Source organism: Janibacter melonis (assembly GCF_003721155.3).
GTDB classification, from domain to species: domain Bacteria; phylum Actinomycetota; class Actinomycetes; order Actinomycetales; family Dermatophilaceae; genus Marihabitans; species Marihabitans melonis.
This window is the reverse complement of the sequence record NZ_CP044548.2, coordinates 2,451,410-2,468,979: the sequence shown is the minus strand read 5'-3', so window position 1 is coordinate 2,468,979 and position 17,570 is coordinate 2,451,410. Positions and strand designations below refer to the sequence as shown.

General features: G+C 70.8%; 20 protein-coding genes. 7 read left to right on the top strand and 13 right to left on the bottom strand.

Annotated elements, in window-relative coordinates; translation table 11 throughout:
- Positions 1-39 precede the first annotated feature (39 nt).
- The 5 genes from EEW87_RS11770 to EEW87_RS11750 are packed head-to-tail and all read right to left on the bottom strand — an operon-like array spanning position 40 to position 3,728.
- On the bottom strand, positions 40-378 hold the full coding sequence (locus tag EEW87_RS11770; protein WP_123093632.1) for a phenol hydroxylase subunit P4: 339 nt from the start codon (positions 376-378) through the stop codon (positions 40-42).
- Between the two features lies 1 nt (position 379).
- Positions 380-1,978, bottom strand: coding sequence for a YHS domain-containing protein (locus EEW87_RS11765; RefSeq protein WP_123093631.1), 1,599 nt, complete (start codon positions 1,976-1,978; stop codon positions 380-382).
- A gap of 14 nt (positions 1,979-1,992) precedes the next feature.
- Complete coding sequence (locus EEW87_RS11760) at positions 1,993-2,283, bottom strand: MmoB/DmpM family protein (protein WP_068270921.1); 291 nt, start codon at positions 2,281-2,283, stop codon at positions 1,993-1,995.
- An 11-nt stretch (positions 2,284-2,294) separates the two neighbouring features.
- Positions 2,295-3,302 carry a ferritin family protein gene (locus EEW87_RS11755; protein ID WP_123093630.1) on the bottom strand — a complete coding sequence of 336 codons (1,008 nt, stop codon included), beginning with the start codon at positions 3,300-3,302 and terminating at the stop codon, positions 2,295-2,297.
- A 24-nt stretch (positions 3,303-3,326) separates the two neighbouring features.
- Complete coding sequence (locus EEW87_RS11750) at positions 3,327-3,728, bottom strand: hypothetical protein (RefSeq protein ID WP_123093629.1); 402 nt, start codon at positions 3,726-3,728, stop codon at positions 3,327-3,329.
- Positions 3,729-4,073: 345 nt separating this feature from the next.
- On the opposite strand from EEW87_RS11750, the gene EEW87_RS11745 reads away from it, so the two are divergent.
- Positions 4,074-5,012, top strand: a complete 939-nt coding sequence (locus tag EEW87_RS11745) for an AraC family transcriptional regulator (protein ID WP_123093628.1) — start codon at positions 4,074-4,076, stop codon at positions 5,010-5,012.
- 190 nt (positions 5,013-5,202) lie between these two features.
- Here EEW87_RS11745 and EEW87_RS11740 read toward each other — a convergent pair whose 3' ends face one another.
- From EEW87_RS11740 to dnaA, 8 genes are all read right to left on the bottom strand, one after another.
- Positions 5,203-5,640, bottom strand: a complete 438-nt coding sequence (locus EEW87_RS11740) for a GlcG/HbpS family heme-binding protein (protein ID WP_123093627.1) — start codon at positions 5,638-5,640, stop codon at positions 5,203-5,205.
- Positions 5,637-6,566, bottom strand: a complete 930-nt coding sequence (locus EEW87_RS11735; protein ID WP_123093626.1) for a catechol 2,3-dioxygenase — start codon at positions 6,564-6,566, stop codon at positions 5,637-5,639. The genes EEW87_RS11740 and EEW87_RS11735 overlap by 4 nt, the downstream gene beginning before the upstream one ends.
- A 3-nt stretch (positions 6,567-6,569) precedes the next feature.
- The gene (locus tag EEW87_RS11730; RefSeq protein ID WP_123093625.1) at positions 6,570-6,938 is read right to left on the bottom strand and encodes a 2Fe-2S iron-sulfur cluster-binding protein; all 369 of its coding nucleotides are present in this window, start codon (positions 6,936-6,938) and stop codon (positions 6,570-6,572) included.
- A gap of 152 nt (positions 6,939-7,090) precedes the next feature.
- Complete coding sequence (locus EEW87_RS11725; RefSeq protein WP_225985103.1) at positions 7,091-7,696, bottom strand: DciA family protein; 606 nt, start codon at positions 7,694-7,696, stop codon at positions 7,091-7,093.
- Positions 7,693-8,901, bottom strand: coding sequence for a DNA replication/repair protein RecF (recF, locus tag EEW87_RS11720; RefSeq protein WP_123093624.1), 1,209 nt, complete (start codon positions 8,899-8,901; stop codon positions 7,693-7,695). The genes EEW87_RS11725 and recF overlap by 4 nt, the downstream gene beginning before the upstream one ends.
- A gap of 1 nt (position 8,902) precedes the next feature.
- On the bottom strand, positions 8,903-10,003 hold the full coding sequence (gnd, locus tag EEW87_RS11715) for a phosphogluconate dehydrogenase (NAD(+)-dependent, decarboxylating) (RefSeq protein WP_123093623.1): 1,101 nt from the start codon (positions 10,001-10,003) through the stop codon (positions 8,903-8,905).
- Positions 10,004-10,084: 81 nt separating this feature from the next.
- Positions 10,085-11,218 carry a DNA polymerase III subunit beta gene (gene dnaN, locus EEW87_RS11710; RefSeq protein WP_068270893.1) on the bottom strand — a complete coding sequence of 378 codons (1,134 nt, stop codon included), beginning with the start codon at positions 11,216-11,218 and terminating at the stop codon, positions 10,085-10,087.
- Between the two features lie 692 nt (positions 11,219-11,910).
- Complete coding sequence (gene dnaA / locus EEW87_RS11705; RefSeq protein ID WP_396326597.1) at positions 11,911-13,407, bottom strand: chromosomal replication initiator protein DnaA; 1,497 nt, start codon at positions 13,405-13,407, stop codon at positions 11,911-11,913.
- A gap of 443 nt (positions 13,408-13,850) precedes the next feature.
- On the opposite strand from dnaA, the gene rpmH reads away from it, so the two are divergent.
- Genes rpmH through rsmG form a run of 6 tightly spaced genes read left to right on the top strand, consistent with a single transcriptional unit; the run spans position 13,851 to position 17,118 of the window.
- Complete coding sequence (gene rpmH, locus EEW87_RS11700) at positions 13,851-13,988, top strand: 50S ribosomal protein L34 (RefSeq protein ID WP_068270888.1); 138 nt, start codon at positions 13,851-13,853, stop codon at positions 13,986-13,988.
- A 12-nt stretch (positions 13,989-14,000) separates the two neighbouring features.
- A complete protein-coding gene (gene rnpA, locus EEW87_RS11695; protein ID WP_123093621.1) occupies positions 14,001-14,378 on the top strand; it encodes a ribonuclease P protein component in 378 nt (125 codons plus the stop codon).
- A complete protein-coding gene (yidD, locus tag EEW87_RS11690; protein ID WP_123093620.1) occupies positions 14,375-14,737 on the top strand; it encodes a membrane protein insertion efficiency factor YidD in 363 nt (120 codons plus the stop codon). The genes rnpA and yidD overlap by 4 nt, the downstream gene beginning before the upstream one ends.
- A complete protein-coding gene (gene yidC, locus EEW87_RS11685) occupies positions 14,734-15,783 on the top strand; it encodes a membrane protein insertase YidC (protein ID WP_068270880.1) in 1,050 nt (349 codons plus the stop codon). The genes yidD and yidC overlap by 4 nt, the downstream gene beginning before the upstream one ends.
- A gap of 56 nt (positions 15,784-15,839) precedes the next feature.
- Positions 15,840-16,445: a Jag family protein gene (locus tag EEW87_RS11680; RefSeq protein WP_123093619.1), complete on the top strand. Its 606-nt coding sequence runs from the start codon at positions 15,840-15,842 to the stop codon at positions 16,443-16,445.
- 7 nt (positions 16,446-16,452) lie between these two features.
- A complete protein-coding gene (gene rsmG, locus EEW87_RS11675; RefSeq protein WP_123093618.1) occupies positions 16,453-17,118 on the top strand; it encodes a 16S rRNA (guanine(527)-N(7))-methyltransferase RsmG in 666 nt (221 codons plus the stop codon).
- Positions 17,119-17,570: the final 452 nt, after the last annotated feature.

Sequence of the window (17,570 nt, the reverse complement as noted above, 5' to 3'; positions counted from 1 at the left end):
AGTCCTCGCTCTTCGTGGGTACCGCCGGGGCGGCCGCGCTCAGGCGGCCGCGCCCCGCATGGACAGCGTGGCCTTGTGGGCGATGCCGAGGTCGGCGAGCGACTTCTGCGGGTCGGGGGCGAAGGGCTCGCCCCCGAGGGTCCACTCGAAGTCGCTCCAGTCCTTGCCCTCGGCGAGCTCCGGGTCGGTGCCCGCCCACGGCACGATGAGCTGCGACCAGAAGTCGCCGAAGGTCATCGAGCGCGGGGCCCGCTGCGTCACCGCGGAGCACAGCCACGGGTTGTCGCGCCACCACACGTGGACCATCTGGTCCTCGCCGTAGAGCTCCTGGCGCGAGCGCGACGGGAAGTCGTACGCACCGATCGTCTTCAGAGCCATCTCAGCTCCTCCCCTCGGCGGCCACGGCGGCCGCGTCGTCGTTGGCGGCAGCTGTGGCGTCGGCGGCGGTGCCGTCGTCGGCGGCGGTGCCGCGGCCGTGCCACTTCTCCCAGTTCTGGTGGTCGACGGAGCCGATGTACTCGCCGCCGTCGCCCTCCTGCAGGCCGTACCAGTCGAGGACCTCGGGCACGCTCGGACCGCCGCACGCGCCCTGGAAGATCTGGTGCACGGGCAGCCAGGCCTGGACGTACTTCTCGGGCTCGCGCTCGAAGATCCACTGGCAGCCGTCGGAGCAGGTGTTGTACAGCTCGCCCTCGTGCTCGGACTCGCGCTGGACGATCTCGTCCGAGCCGTCGGTGGCGCGGAAGAGCATCGGCACCTGGCAGACCTGGCACAGCTGGGGCAGCCCGCGGTAGAAGGTGCGCCCGCCCTCGGCGACGATCTTCTTCTCCTTCTCCCACAGCGGGAGGAAGTCCTTGGTGAAGGCCTCGCCGTAGTTGTCGGAGAGCCACTGCAGGTGCTCGTCGTCGGGGACGGTCGTCGTGAAGGACGCGGCGAAGGCGAACTGGTAGAGCGTCCAGTAGACCTCGTGGCTGAGGATGTCCTTCTCGGCGATCGCGTCGTCGACGTGCTTCGGCGGGCGGATCCCGTAGAACTCGAGGTCCTTGAAGAGACCGCCCAGCATCTGCTCCTCGAAGTAGAGCTCGAAGCTCTCCTTCCAGCTCATGACCTTGCGCGGGAGCATGTAGTCGAGCATCTGGGCGATGAGCGCCGTGACGCGGTAGCCCCGCCAGAACCACTTGTCGACCCACGCCTGGACGATCGGGACGTTGTCCTCGTCCTGCTCGAGGATGAACTTGATCGCCTCGAGGCCGAGCGTCATGTGCCGCGACTCGTCGGACTGCGCCGAGAAGCCGAAGGTCATCGTCGGCAGGTCGCCGTTGAAGGACGCCCCCGACATGAAGGGCACGAAGAGCAGGTTGGTCAGCAGGTACTCGAAGGAGAAGCCGACGGCGATGAGGAACTCGAAGGGGCCGGCGGTGAGGGCGTCGTCGAAGAAGGACTTCGGGACGGAGAGGTACCAGACGCGGTCGTGCATCTGTACGTAGTTGTGGAAGCCGCCGTAGTACTTGTTGTAGTTGCTCAGCGTGTGCGTCTCGGTCTGGAAGTGACGCATCTCGTCGATCGACTGGCACATGGCCGCGAAGCGCGGCCCGGGACCGGCGAGGTGACGCGCGAGGAAGGAGAAGTGGCGGTGGGCCGCGTACTCCAGCGGCGCGACCCCCTGGATGAAGAGCTTCATCGCGTTGAGGTAGTTCGCGTCGGTGAGGGAGAGGTGGCCCTGCCCCTGGGCGAAGCCGTCGAGGACGGCGTAGAGGCGCTTGTCCTTCTCGGCCTGGTACTTGCAGTACGCGTCGATCGTCAGGCGGAAGGGGTCCTCCCAGGCCGCCCAGTCGTGGATCTTGATCCCCTCGAACTCGAGGTAGGGGAACATCTCGTCCTTCTCGACGTAGCTCGGCTCCCAGTCCAGGTCACGGGTGAGCGCCTGGTAGCGGGACTTCATCGAGAGCTTGCGGGTCTTCTTCGGTGCGATGGTCATGGTGATCGGTCCTCTCAGTGGTCCCAGGCGATGACGATCTCGTCGTCATCCCATTCCTGGATGTGTCCGAAGTAGCTGACGATGGCCATCTGGAACTCGTGGGTCTCCCACGGGCGGCCGAGCTTCTCCTCGACCGTGGCCTGCTGGATGACGAGGCGGCCGGGGGCGGCGATGCGCACGAGGCCGGGCGAGTGGGTGAGCTCGGCCTCGGGGTTGTCGGCCTCGATCGCCTCGATGACCCCGCGGTTGTTCTCCGACTCCTGGATGTCGACGCCGACCTTGCGCGTCTGGGTGGTCTCGCTCATGGGGTGCCTCCTCAGGCGGTCGTGGGGACGACGTGGGCGGCGCGCAGCTGCTCGGCCTTGGCGTCGAGAGCCTCGCCGGCGCCGGCGTCGAGCAGGCGGTCGATCTTCTCGGCGACCGGGCGAAGGGCGATCTCGGCCTTCGCGAGGGCCTCCTCGACGGTCGAGGCGAGCAGCTCGGTGTTCTTCTCACCGGTCTGCGGGTCCTCGCGCCACGTGGCGAAGAGCTTCTCGATCCACGTGCGCTGCTCGGCCAGCCAGCCGGCGAGGTGCTGCATCGCGAGCGAGTACGCCGGGGCCCCGCCGGTGACGGCCTTGTCCTCGAGGTGCACGTAGAGCAGGTCGTAGAGCATCTCGTCGAGGACGTAGAGGGTGACGAGCCCGACACCCCAGTCGTCGACGCAGATCGTCTTCTCCATGTGCTCGCGCAGCGGCTGCAGCGCGTCGTCCTCGAGCCACGTCGTCTTCGCCGTCGCGAGCTGGTCGGCCGTGCCGCCGCCCAGTGCGATGCCGATCCGGGAGATGACCTGGGCGTTGCCGGTGCGGTCGAAGCCGGCGTAGCTGAGGCACTGGGCCAGGGCCGAGCCGTTGCTGAAGCGGGCCGCCGCCGTGAGGATCAGCTGCGCGCCGCTCTCGTAGTGGCGCATCGGGATGACGACCTCGGAGACGACGTCCTTCCAGTCCTGGGGCAGCCGGCCGAGCAGGTCGCGGTCCTCGATGTAGTCCAGCGAGGTCTTGAAGCTGTCGTAGGCCTCGGCGCGGTTGGCGACGTACGGCGCGTAGTAGTACTGCCGCGGGTCGAGGAAGGCGTTGGGGTCGCTGAGGACGAAGGCGCTGAAGTCGTCGCCGTACAGCTGGGCCTGCGGCGCCCACATCGGGGCGTAGTGGAAGTTCTCCTTGGGCTGGATGTCGACCGAGCCCTCCTGGTACCGGGTGGCCGGCCGGTCGCCGAAGATCGCGGCGATGTGGTCGAAGGTGTGGCGCTGGGTCTCGATGACCTGCGTCTTCAGCTCGTACTGCACGGTGTCCTCCTGGGTGGGCGTGGGTCAGGAGGCGACGGGGCGCTGCGCCCCTGCCTCGACGATGAGTCGGACGAGCAGGTCGGGCAGGGCATCCGCGCTGTCGAGCTCCTGGGGGAGCTCGCTGTCGAAGCCCTGGCCGACGAGGCGCCCGTAGGCGATGCCGTCCTCGAAGGTGGTGGAGATGCGGGCGGCCCGCTCGTCCATGCGCACCTCGAAGGCGAGCTCGCTGGGCAGCGTCTCGTCGACGAGGGAGAGGTGGTGGCGCTGCGGGCCGAGCACCGCGTTGGCCTCGCACAGCAGCTGCTCGGCGAGGGAGCGGATGGCGACGTGCCGGTCGGCGCCGGTGCCCGTGGAGATCCGCTGGCTGATGCGGGTGGTCGGCATCGGCGCGATCGCGCCCACGTCGGGCTGGTCGTCGGCGTCCACACCGACCACGTCTGCCACTCGGAGCATGAAGGGGGTCATCGTGCTGACTCCTCGGTCCGTTGCGTTGCGTGGCTCCCGGCGAGGGGAGGGCACGTCGCCGGCGTCGTTGCACGGCGTGGGAGGGACGTTATGAGCGCGTCGGCGCGGGCACGATCCGCTGAGCGCAGCGGCTATCCGGGGAGCGCACCCACCCTCTCGGGTGGGCTCGCCGCCCCCTTCGCGCCGGGGATCTGGGCCCGGCGAAGGGGGGTCCACGGCGTTCCGCGCTGCGGAACGCTTCTCGTCGGCGGCTTCCCGACGGCCCCCCGGGTGCGCATACTCACGAGACGAAGGAGGTGAGGTGCGATGCGGCACCTCCATGAGAGCACGCCCACCTTCTCCGACTGGGAGGGCGTGCACGACGCGGTCGCCGACGCATACTTCCCGCATGCCCTGCGGCCGCGCTCCGAGGGCTCTGCCGCCCGCTCCGAGCTCGAGGTCGTCGACCTCTCCCTCGTCCGCGTCGCGCACATCCGCTTCGGCGCGACCGTCGACATCTCGACCGACCACGCCGGTGCCGTCGCGATCAACCTCCAGCTGCGCGGCTCGATGGAGTCCGTCCTCGGCGGCACGTCGGTGACGACCGAGCCCGGCCAGGCCGCGATCTTCCCCGCGGACACCCCGGCCCGGTTGCCGGCGTGGACCCCCGACAGCGACGTGCTCGGGCTCCGCGTCGACGAGGACTACCTCGCCCGAGAGAGCGAGCGGGTGCTCGCCCGCAAGGGCCTCGTCCTGCCCCGGGTCGTGGACCTCAGCGGGCCGGAGGGGCGCGCCTGGGTGGCGATGGCCCGCACGACCCTGCGCAACGCGCGCGACTGCGGCGGCGTCCTCTACCGCGACCCCCGCGTCGCCGAGTCGGTCTCGAGCATGCTCGTCACCGGGCTGCTCCTCGCGGCGGTGCCCGAGGACTCGCTGACGAGCACCCGGCCGCGCCCGGTGCACCGCGCCGTCGAGGCGATGGAGGCCGACCCCGCGCGGCCGTGGTCCCCCGCGGACCTGTCCGAGATCGCCGGCTGCAGCGTACGCCGGCTGCAGCAGGCCTTCCGAGAGCACGTCGGGACCTCGCCGCTGGCCTACCTGCACGACCTGCGCCTCGACCGGGTGCGGGTCGACCTCGCCGCGGGCGCGGGGCCCGTCACCGATGTCGCGATGCGCTGGGGCCTGCACCACATGGGCCGCTTCGCCGCCGACTACAAGCGCCGCTTCGGCGAGCTGCCGAGCCAGACCGCCGCCCGCGCCGCCTGACCCCTTCACCCCTTCGCCCGCCCCACCCCTTCACGCAGCCCACCCCGGGCATGCCGAAGGGGACCCACCACCTGGTGGGTCCCCCTTCGTACGTCCTGGGTCGCGACGCCCCCCGCTCTGCCGCGGGCTACCACGCAGTACTGGTCGTGATCGCGACCAGTCCTGCGCCGTAGCGCGGGGGCGAAGGGGGTCAGCGCACGGCGTCGGCGCCGGCCTGGGCGACCTGCTTGTCCTGCGCTGCGCTCCCGCCCGAGGCACCGACGGCGCCGACGAGCTCGCCGTCGACGACCACCGGGACGCCGCCGCCGAAGGCCGCGACGCCCTCACGACCGGCGATGCCGTCGCGGACCGCGGGCTCGCCCTCGATCGCCGCGTACAGCTCGTCGGTCGGGGCCCCGCCGAAGCAGACGACGGTGCGCGCCTTGTCCCTCGCGATGTCGCCGGATCCGGCGAAGGCCCCGTCCATCCGGGCGAAGGCGAGCAGGGCGCCGCCGGGGTCGACGACCGCGACGTTCATCGACGCCCCGATCGCGGCGGCCTGCGTCAGCGCGGCGTCGACCGCGGCCCGGGCGCCGGCGAGCGTGAGCGTCGCCGACGTCCGGGTGTGCGCGTCGTGCGCCCCGCTCACGTCAGGACGGTGGTGAAGCGCTCGTTGAGCTCGCGGGAGTGGTAGAAGATCCCCCTGCCGATCTGGTCGACCGTCCACACCGTCGTCGGGCGGTCCGGGAAGGCGAGGTAGCCGCCGGAGAAGACCTCGTTGCGGTTGCCCGACGGGTCGAAGAAGTAGACCGTCTGGCCGCGGGTGATCCCGTGGCGGGTCGGGGTGACGTCGATCGGCACGTCGTCCATCGTCATGAGGTCCGCCGCACGGCCGACGTCGTTCCAGCTGTCGAGGCGGAAGGCGAAGTGGTGCAGCTTGCCCTGCGGTCCGCCGATGACCGCCAGCTGGTGGATCTGGTTGTTCGACGTCATCCACGTGCCGACGAGGTCGTGGTCCTCGTCGAGGCTGGTCTGCACCCGCTCGGTCGCGTAGAAGCCGAAGACGTCCTTGAGCATGCGCTCCATGAGCTTCGGGTCCTCGGTCGTGATGAGCGAGTGGTCGAGCGCGGGGGCGCCGATACCGACGAGGTGACGGGGGAAGGCGTCGGGGTTGTGCGAGCCGACCTCGGTGCCGTACGCCGTGGCCTGGTGGTAGACCTCGAAGACGTGCTCGCTCGGGGTGGTGAAGCGGATGCCGTCGCCGATCTCGGGGTTCTCCCCCTTCGCCATCCGCTCGACGGTCAGGCCGAAGGCCTTCGCCTTGGACTCGATGTCGTCGATGTCGGACTCGTGCTCGACCTTCCAGCCGTACTTGACGACGCCGACGCCACCCTCCTCGAGGACGAGGGAGTGGTGGTCCCACTCGTCCCAGCCCTTGTAGAAGGTGCGCTTGGCACCGTCGGCGGCCGTGTCCGAGTGGGTCTCGTACAGGCCGAGCGTGCTCGCGTAGTGGTCCTTGGCCTCGGCCATGTCGGTGACGCGCACGTGCGCGTACCCCAGACGCATGATTCCCATGGGTTACTCCTTCTCGGTGCCGGCCGCCAGCGCCTGGGCGCGCTCGCGCGCCTTGGCGTTGATCTGGCGGAGGATCGGGTTGACCAGGCGCAGCTCGCTCGTGCGCATCTGGATGGTGATGTCCGAGTCCGGGACGGCTCGGCAGCTCAGGCAGGTCCCGTCGGTGCGCTCGTCCGCGCTCACGACGGAGTCGGCGACCGGCCGGTTGTAGGTGAAGTCGCCCTCGAGGACGTCGAGCTTGCAGATGCCGCAGCCCCCGCGCTTGCACCCCACGGTGTAGGCGTACCCGGCCTTGTACAGGCCGGACAGCACCGTCTCATCCGGCTCGAGGTACACGACCTCGTCCAGCGCGGGGATGGACACGTGGGGCACCGGCGCTCCTTCGCGGTCGGTCGACGGCGGCACCAGCGCCGCTCTCCCCGTGAGAGTGCCCGGGCGAAGGGGGGAGCCTCCACGCGCGTTCGCGCGTGCGGAACGTCGGGCCAGGACCGCCTCCGTGGGCGGCGACCGGCGGCTCGCCCGGCTCAGCCGTAGGTGTCGCGCGGGCCGCGCATGCCCGGGGCGCGGCGCGGGCCCTTCTTCCACGACGGTGCGCTCGGCCCGACCACCCGCAGCTCGACCACCGTCTCGGGGCCGACCTCCTCGGCGAGCCGGCCGAGGATGCTCGAGGTGAGCAACCGCAGCTGGGTGGCCCACGCCGTCGAGTCGGCGCGCACCGTGAGCACGCCGTCCTCGAAGGACACCGGCGCGCTGTGCTCGGCGACCTGCGACCCGACGAGATCCGGCCAGCGCGACATCACCGACCCGGCCGCGACGTCGGTGCGCCACCCGCGGTCGGCGATCATCCGCTCGATCTGGTCGCCGAGCAGCTCGGGGTCGCGCCCGGTGGGGATCGCCGACCCCTCGGGCTCCATGCCGCGGCGCACCCGGCGCCGGCGCGGCTTCATCCCCGGGCGCAGCCCCCGGCCCGCGGCGACCGCCCGGGCCCGCGACAGGGCCGTCGCCGCGGCGTCCTCGACCTCGTCGAGCGCCTCGTCCTGCGCGCCACCCTCGTGCAGCGCGGCGTCGTCGTGATCGGCGCCGGACCCTCCGTCCATCCCGGTCCCGGGCTCCTCGCTCGACCCGCTCATGCCGGGCTGACCTCGCCCTTCGTCACCGCGAAGCGGGCACCGCTGAGCTCCTCCGGCACGTCGGCCCCCACGGCGGCGGTGATGAGCACCTGCTCGGAGCCGGCAACGAGACCCGCGAGGCGGGTCCGGCGGCCCGAGTCGAGCTCGGCGAAGACGTCGTCGAGGACGAGGACGGGGTCGTCGTCGAGGTCGTGCTGGAGCAGGCGGTAGGCGGCGAGGCGCAGCCCGAGTGCGAAGGACCACGACTCGCCGTGGCTGGCGTACCCCTTCGCCGGCATCTCGCCCAGCGCCAGGGTGATGTCGTCGCGGTGCGGCCCGACGAGGCTCACGCCGCGGTCGAGCTCCTGGTCACGGACCTGGGCCATCCCCTCGAGCAGCTCCTCGCGCAGCCGCTCGACCGGCGGCACGTCCTGCGCGCTCTCGAAGCCCTCGGCGAGCGCCTCGCCGACCGGGCCGGGGATCGAGGAGCGGTAGCGGGCGGTCGCCTCGCTGACGCTGGCGCTCACCTCGCCGTAGGTCTGGGTGAGGTGGGGGACGAGGTCGGTGAGCAGGCGCAGCCGGGCGTAGAGCAGCTGTGCCCCGACGGTGGCGAGCCGGTCGTCCCAGATGTCGAGGGTGCGCATCGCCTCCTCACGGGCGGCGCCCGGGTCGATACCCTCCGGCACCCGGGCCCGACGGCCCCGGCCGCGCTTGTCGGCACCGGCCTGCTTGAGCAGGGCCGAGCGCTGGCGCACGACCTTGTCGTAGTCGCCCCGGACCCCCGCCCAGCGCGGCTGGCGCTGGACGAGCAGGTCGTCGAGGAAGCGGCGGCGCTGGTCGGGGTCGCCCTTGACGAGGGCGAGGTCCTCGGGGGCGAAGAGCACGGAGCGCACGGTGCCCAGGACGTCCCGGGTGCGGGGGAGCGGCGAGCGCCCGAGCTTGGCCCGGTTGGCCCGGCCCGGGTTGATCTCGAGCTCGACGACCTGCTCACGACCGTCGCGCACCACCGCGGCACGGATGATCGCCCGCTCGGCACCGACCCGCACGAGCGGCTGGTCGGTGCTCACCCGGTGGCTCGAGAGGGTCGCGAGGTACCCGATCGCCTCGACGAGGTTGGTCTTGCCCTGGCCGTTGAGCCCGACGAGGGTCGTGATGCCCGGCTCCAGGGCGAGATCGGCCGCCGCGTAGCTGCGGAAGTCCCCGACCGTGAGGTGCCGGACGTGCACCTCAGCTGGAGCTGCGGGTGGAGCGGGTGCCCGACGTCGGGCCCTTCGAGCCGCCGGTGCTGCCGCTGCCCGAGGAGGGGCCCGCCGAGGCGGCCTTGCGCCCCTTCGCCTGGGCGGTGCCGGCGTCCTTCGTCGGCTTCTCCTTCTTCGCAGCCTTGCGCTGGGTGCTCTTCGCGTCCTTCGGACCGGTCGCGGCCTCGGCGCGCAGCTGCTCGCCCTCGGCGGTCGTCATCACCTGGTGCCCGCCGAACTGCCCACGCAGCGCGGCGACGGCCTGCATCGTCGGGCTCGAGTCCTGGCGCGAGGCGAAGCGGGCGAAGAGCGAGGCCGAGATGACCGGCATCGGCACGGAGTTGGCGATCGCCTCCTCGACGGTCCACCGGCCCTCGCCCGAGTCGGCGGTGTAGTCGGAGACGTCGTCGAGCGTGGGGTTCTCCTCGAGCGCCTTGACCATGAGGTCGAGCAGCCAGGAGCGCACGACGGTGCCACGGCTCCACGCCTTGAAGGCACCGGGCACGTCGGTGACGATGTCCTTCTTCTCGAGCAGCTCGTAGCCCTCGGCGTAGGCGTGCATGAGGCCGTACTCGATGCCGTTGTGGACCATCTTCACGTAGTGGCCGGCGCCGACGGCACCGGCGTGCACGAAGCCCTCGTCGCGCGGGCCCTCGGGGCGCAGCGCGTCGAAGATCGGCATCGCCCGGGTGACGTGCTTCTTCAGCCCGCCGACCATGAGGCCGTAGCCGTTCTCGAGACCCCAGATGCCGCCGGACACCCCGCAGTCGAGGTACCCGACGCCCTGCGCCTTGAGCATCTCGGCGTGCACGGCGTCGTCGCTGAAGCGGGAGTTGCCGCCGTCGATGACGAGGTCGCCCTCGTCGAGGCGCTCGGCGAGATCGGCGACGACGGAGCGGGTGATCTCACCGGCCGGCACCATGACCCACACGACCCGGGGCGCCTCGAGCTGGTCGATCATGTCCTGGACGCTCGTGCTGTCCGAGATGGACTGGTCGCGGTCGTACCCGACGACCTCGTGACCGGCGCGGCGGATGCGCTCGCGCATGTTGCCGCCCATCTTGCCCAGGCCGATGAGTCCCAGCTGCATGAGGTGCTCCTTGGTGTGTCGACGTTCGGGTCGGGGGTGCGGGGTGCCCCGCCCGCGCGCGGCGGGCCGGGCGAAGGGGGTTCAGCCGGCGAGTCGCACGGGCTGCAGGACGTAGCGGTAGGTCGTGTCGAGCTCGCCGTCCTGGCTTGTCTGACCCGTGATCATCGCGGCCTTGAGCGCGCCGGTGAAGGACATCCGGGTCCACTCGGTGCCGAGCACCCCGAGCCCGTCGAGGAGGTAGCCGGGGTTGAAGGCCACGGCGATGTCCGGGCCGGTGACGCTCGCCTCGAGCGCCTCGGAGGCCTGGGCGTCCTCGCCGGTGCCGGCCTCGATGGCCAGCTGGCCCTCGGAGAAGCGCAGGCGCACCGGGGTCGTGCGCTCGGCGACGAGGGCGACGCGCTTGACCGCCTCGATGAGATCCGCGGTCGCGATGACGGCCTCGGTCTCGCTGCTCGTCGGGAAGATCTTGGCGACCTTCGGGTACTCGCCGTCTAGCAGACGGGAGGTCGTGCGGCGCTGCCCGGCCTCGAAGCCGACGAGCCCGTCACCGCCTGCCGCGCTGCCGAGGGCGACGTCGATCGTGCCGACGGCACCGAGCGAGCGGGCGGTCTCGGAGAGGGTCCGTGCCGGGATGAGGGCGACGTGGCTGGCGTCAGAGGTCCGCGGCGACCACGTGATCTCGCGCATCGCGAGGCGGTAGCGGTCGGTGGCGAGCAGGGTCATCCGGTCGCGGTCGACCTCGACGCGCACACCGGTGAGGATCGGCAGCGAGTCGCCGCGGTCGGCGGCGATGGAGACCTGGGCGACGGCCTGGGTGAAGACGCTGCCGTCGATCGAGCCCGAGCCCTCGGGCGCGGTGGGCAGCGTGGGGTACTCGTCGGCCGGCATCTGCAGGAGGGCGAAGCGCGAGCTGCCGCACGTCACCTGGACCTTCGTGCCCTCGGTGGAGACGTCGACGGGACGGCCCGGGAGGTTGCGAGAGATGTCCGCGAGCAGTCGGCCGAGGACGAGGACGGTGCCGGACTCCTCGACGTCGGCGGCGACGGTGATCCGGGCGGAGACCTCGTAGTCGAAGGCCGAGAGGGTGACCGTCCCCCCTTCGTCGGCGGAGACGAGGACACCGGCGAGGACGGGGACCGGCGGGCGGGCCGGCAGACCACGAGCAACCCAGGTGACCGCCTCGGCGAGGACGTCACGCTCGACGCGGAACTTCACGAGTACCTACCCATTTCCCGCGCGGAGCCTCCGCGCGTGTGCGATGACAAGTGTGTCACCCGTCTCGGCTCGCATGATCACCGCACGGGAGCCCAACCCTAGATCCACAGCAGGTCGGTCCGCCATGCGTGGGGACGGGAGATGAGGTGGAGAGGACTCATCGTTGTCATAGGTCGTGTGGACAGTGGGGACAACCCGCTGCGAGGGGCCTGCAGCCCGCTCGTGGGGCCGATCTGCGTCCGCGGTGGGGTGTGGACGACCTGTCGACGCAGCTGTGCACGACCGGGTGGGGGATGTGGACGACGAACGGGCGTCCTCATGCCCTCCCGGTCCGTCCACATCTGTCCACAGGCTCGTCCGCAGGGATGTGCACCGATCTCGTGGTGTCCGGGGTGCGTGACCGTGGTGACCGCTGTCCACAGGTGTGTGGACAATTGCGGCTCGTGGGGAGGTTGTGGACGGGACCGGGCGTGTTGCCCGTGTCCGCGCCGCGATCACTGGGTGCACAGAGTTGTCCACAGCCTGTGGATCTGTGGACAACTCGGGGGACAACGTGCCTCGACCCGGTCGCCTACGGTGGGGACGGCAGAGGAGGGGCACTCTTCACACAGGTGTGGACAACTGCTGTGGACAGGGTCGCCCGGACGGCCGCGACCCGTCGTCGGGTCTCGCGGCGGCGCCGGCACGGCGGACTAGCTGTTCGCCTGCTGCTTGATGCGGTTGGTCAGCTCGGTGACCTGGTTGTAGATCGCGCGCCGCTCGGCCATGAGCTCGCCGATCTTGCGGTTCGCGTGCATGACCGTCGTGTGGTCACGCCCGCCGAAGAGCTTGCCGATCTGGGGCAGCGAGGCGTCGGTCAGCTCGCGGCACAGGTACATCGCGATCTGCCGGGCGGTCACGAGCACGCGGCTGCGCGAGGCGCCCTGGAGGTCCTCGATCGTCAGGCCGAAGTAGGCCGCGGTCTGCGCCATGATCGTCGCGGCATCGATCTCGTTGGGCGCCTCGTGGGGGATGAGGTCCTTGAGCACGATCTGGGCCAGGCCGAGGTCGACCGGCTGCCGGTTGAGGCTGGCGAAGGCGGTGACGCGGATGAGCGCGCCCTCGAGCTCGCGGATGTTCGTCGAGATCCGGCTGGCGATGAACTCGAGGACCTCGTCGGGCACCGACAGGCGCTCCTGGATGGCCTTCTTGCGCAGGATCGCGATCCGCGTCTCGAGGTCGGGCGGCTGGACGTCGGTGAGCAGCCCCCACTCGAAGCGGCTGCGCATGCGCTCCTCGAAGCCCTGGAGCAGCTTGGGCTTGACGTCGCTGGTGATGACGACCTGCTTGTTGGCGTTGTGCAGCGTGTTGAAGGTGTGGAAGAACTCCTCCTGCGTCTGCATCTTCCCCGACAAGAACTGGATGTCGTCGATGAGCAGCACGTCGACGTCGCGGTAGCGGGCCTGGAAGGCGGCCGCCTTGTCGTCGCGGATGCTGTTGATGAAGTCGTTGGTGAACTCCTCGGAGTTCACGTAGCGCACTTTGACGTGCGGGTAGAGGTTGCGCGCGTAGTGACCGATCGCGTGGAGCAGGTGGGTCTTGCCCAGCCCGGACTCGCCGTAGATGAAGAGCGGGTTGTACGCCTTGGCCGGCGCCTCGGCGACCGCGACGGCGGCGGCGTGGGCGAAGCGGTTGCTCGATCCGATGACGAAGGTGTCGAAGAGGTACTTCGGGTTGAGCCGGGTCAGCTCGACGCTCTCGGGCTGGGTCGTCCCGCGCCCGGCGCGGCCCGCGTTGGCGGCCGCCGTCTCGCGCGTCGTCATCGGGTCGCCGACCGGCAGCGGGTCCTGCGTGGCCAGACCCTGGCGAAGGGGGAGGACGTCCGCCTCGTCGCGCGGCGACCCGTCGGCAGAGGACTCGGGCAGGTGGTCCTCGCCGTCCTGGTGCAGGTCCGGGTCGACGGTCACCGCGATCCGCACCTCCTGCCCCAGCTGGGCCGACAGGGCCTGGGTCAGCTGCATCCGCAGGCGCTGCTCGACGAACTCCTTGCTGAAGTCGTCGGGCACGGCGATGAGGGCGGTGCTGTCGAGGAGACCGACGAGCTGGGCGTGGGTGAGGAAGGCGCGGCGACCCACGGGCACGCCGTCGGCGTCGAGGGAGTCGAGGGTGGAGCGCCAGACCTGTGCGAAGTCCATGTCGGCGTCAGCCACGCTCTACCACCTCGGTCGGTCCGGCCGGTCTCGCCGCGGGGGCGACGGACATGTCGTCGTCATCCTCGCGTCCACGGCAGACCGGTGTCCACACGCTTGTCCACAGGCTGTGGGTACCGAGGGGGATGAGGGCCGACGCTAACAACTCGACGTCCCCCCGGCAAGCCGGTCGGCACAACTGCGAGATGTCGTCGGCGTGTCGCGGGTGCGGCCGAAGCCGGTGCTGGCACCCTGGGGTGTTTGTCGCTCCCGCGCGTGCTCCCTCGCGTGGTTTGACCGGGTCGAGCGGGCTGCCGTAACCTGGCAGACGGCCTGATCGGCCGCTTTCGCATGCCCATGATCGCGCGTCCCTCGCGGACGAGCCACGTGGGCCTCCGATCGCGGCTGATCCACGAACCCCACCCGGACGTGCCCGATCGTCCGACGACACATGGAGTACCGCGATGAGCAAGCGCACCTTCCAGCCGAACAACCGTCGCCGCGCCAAGACGCACGGCTTCCGTCTGCGCATGCGCACCCGCGCCGGCCGCGCCATCCTGGCCAACCGCCGCGCCAAGGGGCGCGCCAAGCTCTCCGCCTGAGCAGACCCTCCCGTGTTGCCCGCGCAGCACCGGCTGACGGAGCGCGGGGAGTTCACGGCGACGGTCCGTGGCTCCGGCGCTCGACGCCAGGGCTCGCGGCTGCTCGTGGTCCACGCCCGTCACACCGACGCGCGGTCGGCACTGCCACCGCGCGTCGGTGTCGTCGTGTCCAAGGCCGTGGGCAACGCGGTCGTGCGCAACCGGGTCAAGCGTCGGCTGCGCGCCCAGGTGGCGCCCCTCCTGCCGGCCGTGCCGAGCGGGACCGACCTCGTGCTGCGGGCCAACCCCGCCTCCGCGAGCGCCACCTCCGCGCAGATCGGCCGCACCCTCGGCTCGGCCCTGGCCTCCTTGGGCGTGACCGAGCCCTCGCCCGCGGAGCCCACGCCATGAGCGGGAGCCGGGCTGCGGCCCCCTTCGTCCTGCTCGTCCGGGGCTACCAGCGCTACCTCTCCCCGCTCCTGCCGGCCCGGTGCCGGTACTACCCGACGTGCTCGGCGTACGCCGTCACCGCGCTGCGCCGCTTCGGGCCGGTGCGTGGTGGGTACCTCGCGGTGCACCGGATCGGACGCTGCCACCCGTGGTCGCACGGAGGTGTCGACTTCGTGCCCGACACGTGGGCCCAGCGCGGCTCGCCCGAGCTGACCCGGCCGCGGCTGGGTGACGACACCCCGGCCCTCAGCGAGGCCGATCTCCAGACCTCCCGGCGCCGCCTCGGCGCACCCCGACAGCGAAGGATCACCTCCCCGTGAGCTTCAGCGACATCATGTATCCCTTCGAGTGGCTGGTCGCCTGGATCATCGTCCTGTGGCACAAGCTGCTCGTCGTCATCGGTCTGCCGAGCGACAACGGCTGGACGTGGACGCTGTCCATCGTCGGTCTCGTGCTCGTCATGCGTGCGGCGCTCATCCCGCTCTTCGTCAAGCAGATCCACGCCTCGCGCAAGATGCAGCTCATCCAGCCCGAGATGCAGAAGATCCAGAAGAAGTACAAGGGCAAGAAGGACCCTGAGTCCCAGCAGAAGATGCAGCAGGAGATGATGTCTCTCTACCGGGAGACAGGCACCAACCCGCTCGCGTCATGCTTGCCGATCCTCGTGCAATCGCCCTTCTTCTTCGGCCTCTTCCGCGTCCTCAACGGCCTCGACGAGATCGCCAGCGGCGAGCGTCAGCCCATCGGACCGCTGACCAAGGCCCTGGCTGCCGAGGCCGAGAAGTCGACGATCTTCGGGGCCCAGCTCTCCGACATCTTCCTGGGCGCGAACACGCTCAACGTCCAGATCGTCACCGTCGTGCTCATCATCCTCATGTCGGCGACGACCTTCACCACCCAGCACCAGCTGATGCGCAAGAACATGCCGACCGCTGCGCTCGAGGGCCCCTTCGCCCAGCAGCAGAAGATCATGCTCTACCTCTTCCCGATCATCTTCGCCGTCTCCGGCATCAACTTCCCGATCGGTGTCCTCATCTACTGGTTCACGACGAACCTGTGGACGATGCTCCAGCAGTTCTACGTCATCCGCCGCATGCCCGCGCCGGGTTCGGCCGCCGAGAAGGCGATGCACGAGCGTCGGCGCAAGGCCGGCAAGCCGCTGGACACCCCCGAGGAGGAGCGCGAGCGGGAGCACGACGCCGAGATGGCCGAGGAGCTCCGCGAGAAGGGCGTCATCTCCGGGCAGCGGGTGCAGCCCAAGAGCAAGAAGCGCTCGAAGAAGGACGGGACGAAGAAGAAGCCCGGCCCGCCCCCCGGCTCGTCGTCGACGGCGACCGCCACGAAGAACCCACGCAACGACAGCTGATCCCCCTTCGTCCCCCGGGCGCTGCGCCCGACTTGCCTGCGACAGGAGCACCACCCATGACCGAGACCACGACCCCCGAGACGAGCACCGAGGCGACGCCCGAGGAGGCCTCGACCCAGGCGCCTGCGGGCACGCGTCAGTCCGCACTGGTGCGCGAAGGGGAGGTCGCCGCCGACTTCCTCGAGACGCTGCTCGACATCTGCGACCTCGACGGCGACATCGACCTCGACATCGACGGCGACCGGGCCGCGGTGGCCATCGTCGACTCCGAGGACGGCCGCGTGCCGCGTCGCCTCATCGGCAGCGACGGCAAGGTCCTCGACTCGCTCCAGGAGCTGACGCGCCTCGCCGTGCAGTCGGCCACCGGTGAGCGCAGCCGGCTCATGCTCGACATCGCCGGTCACCGCGCCGGCCGTCGCGCCGAGCTCGTCGAGATCGCCCGTGACGCCGTGCGCCGCTCGCGCGAGTCCGGCGAGGAGATCTCGCTCGAGCCGATGTCGGCCTTCGAGCGCAAGGTCGTCCACGACGAGGTCCTCGCCTCCGGCCTGAGCTCGGAGTCCTCGGGCACCGAGCCGCGACGCTACGTCGTCGTCATCCCCGAGGCCGGCACCCAGGCCGAGGCCGACGACGAGCAGGACGCGTCGGCCGACGCCGACGCCTGAGCTGCTCGTGGACCACGCCCCTGAGGCCACGGAAGGCGCTCACCGGTTCTTCGGTGAGCGCCTTCCGCGCGCCACGGCCTTCGCCGACATCCTCGCCGACACCGGGGTGAGCCACGGGCTCATCGGTCCGCGCGAGGTGCCGATCCTGTGGGAGCGGCACATCCTCAACTGCGCGGTGATCGAGGACGCCTTCCCCAGCGGGGCCCGGGTCGTCGACGTCGGCAGCGGTGCTGGTCTGCCCGGCGTCGCGACGGCGATCGCCCGTCCCGATCTCGAGATCCATCTCGTCGAGCCGATGATGCGGCGCACCGAGTGGCTCGACGCTGTCGTCAGCGATCTAGCTCTGGAGAACGTCACGGTCCACCGTGCGCGGGCCGAGGAGATGCACGGGGTGCTCAGCGCCCCCTTCGTCACCGCGCGCGCGGTGGCCCGGCTCGACAAGCTGGCCCGCTGGTGCTTCCCGCTGCTCGACGATGGCGGGCAGCTCGTCGCGATGAAGGGACGCTCCGCGCAGGAGGAGCTCGACGCCGTGACGCCGACCCTGCGCAAGCTCGGCATGACCGCCGCCGCGGTGAGCGAGCACGGTGGCGAGGTGCTCCCCGAGCCCACGATGACGGTCGACTGCACCGTCACCCCGCGCAAGCCCGGGACGAAGCGCCCCCGCCGTCGCTGACCCCCCTCCGCACCGACGGCCCGTGTTTCACGTGAAACACGGGCCGTCCTGCGTCTGGGGCGGGGTGAGGGCTGGTGCTGATTGAGGTGCTCGGAAGACGTCCGTGGTGGTTGAGGTGCGACGAAGGAGCCTCGAAACCACCCGACCCAGTCGCGACGGCTTACGGTCGTCACGGTCTCGCCCGTGATCCTTGCGATGGTGCCTGACGTCAGCCCGAAGATGGCGATGGTCGAGGTGCACCGAAGGGTCTCGAAGTCACGGCTCGAAGGGCCGGCCCGGTGGTCTCGAGGCCTGGGCGCGGGGCGCCCTTCGCACCTCGACCAGCAACGGTGTTGGTGGTCGAGGTGCGACGAAGGAGGCTCGAAACCACACCCTGCGCGTGATGGCGGGTGGGGCGCGAAGAGCAACCCGGTGGTGGTTGAGGTGCGACGAAGGAGCCTCGAAACCACCCG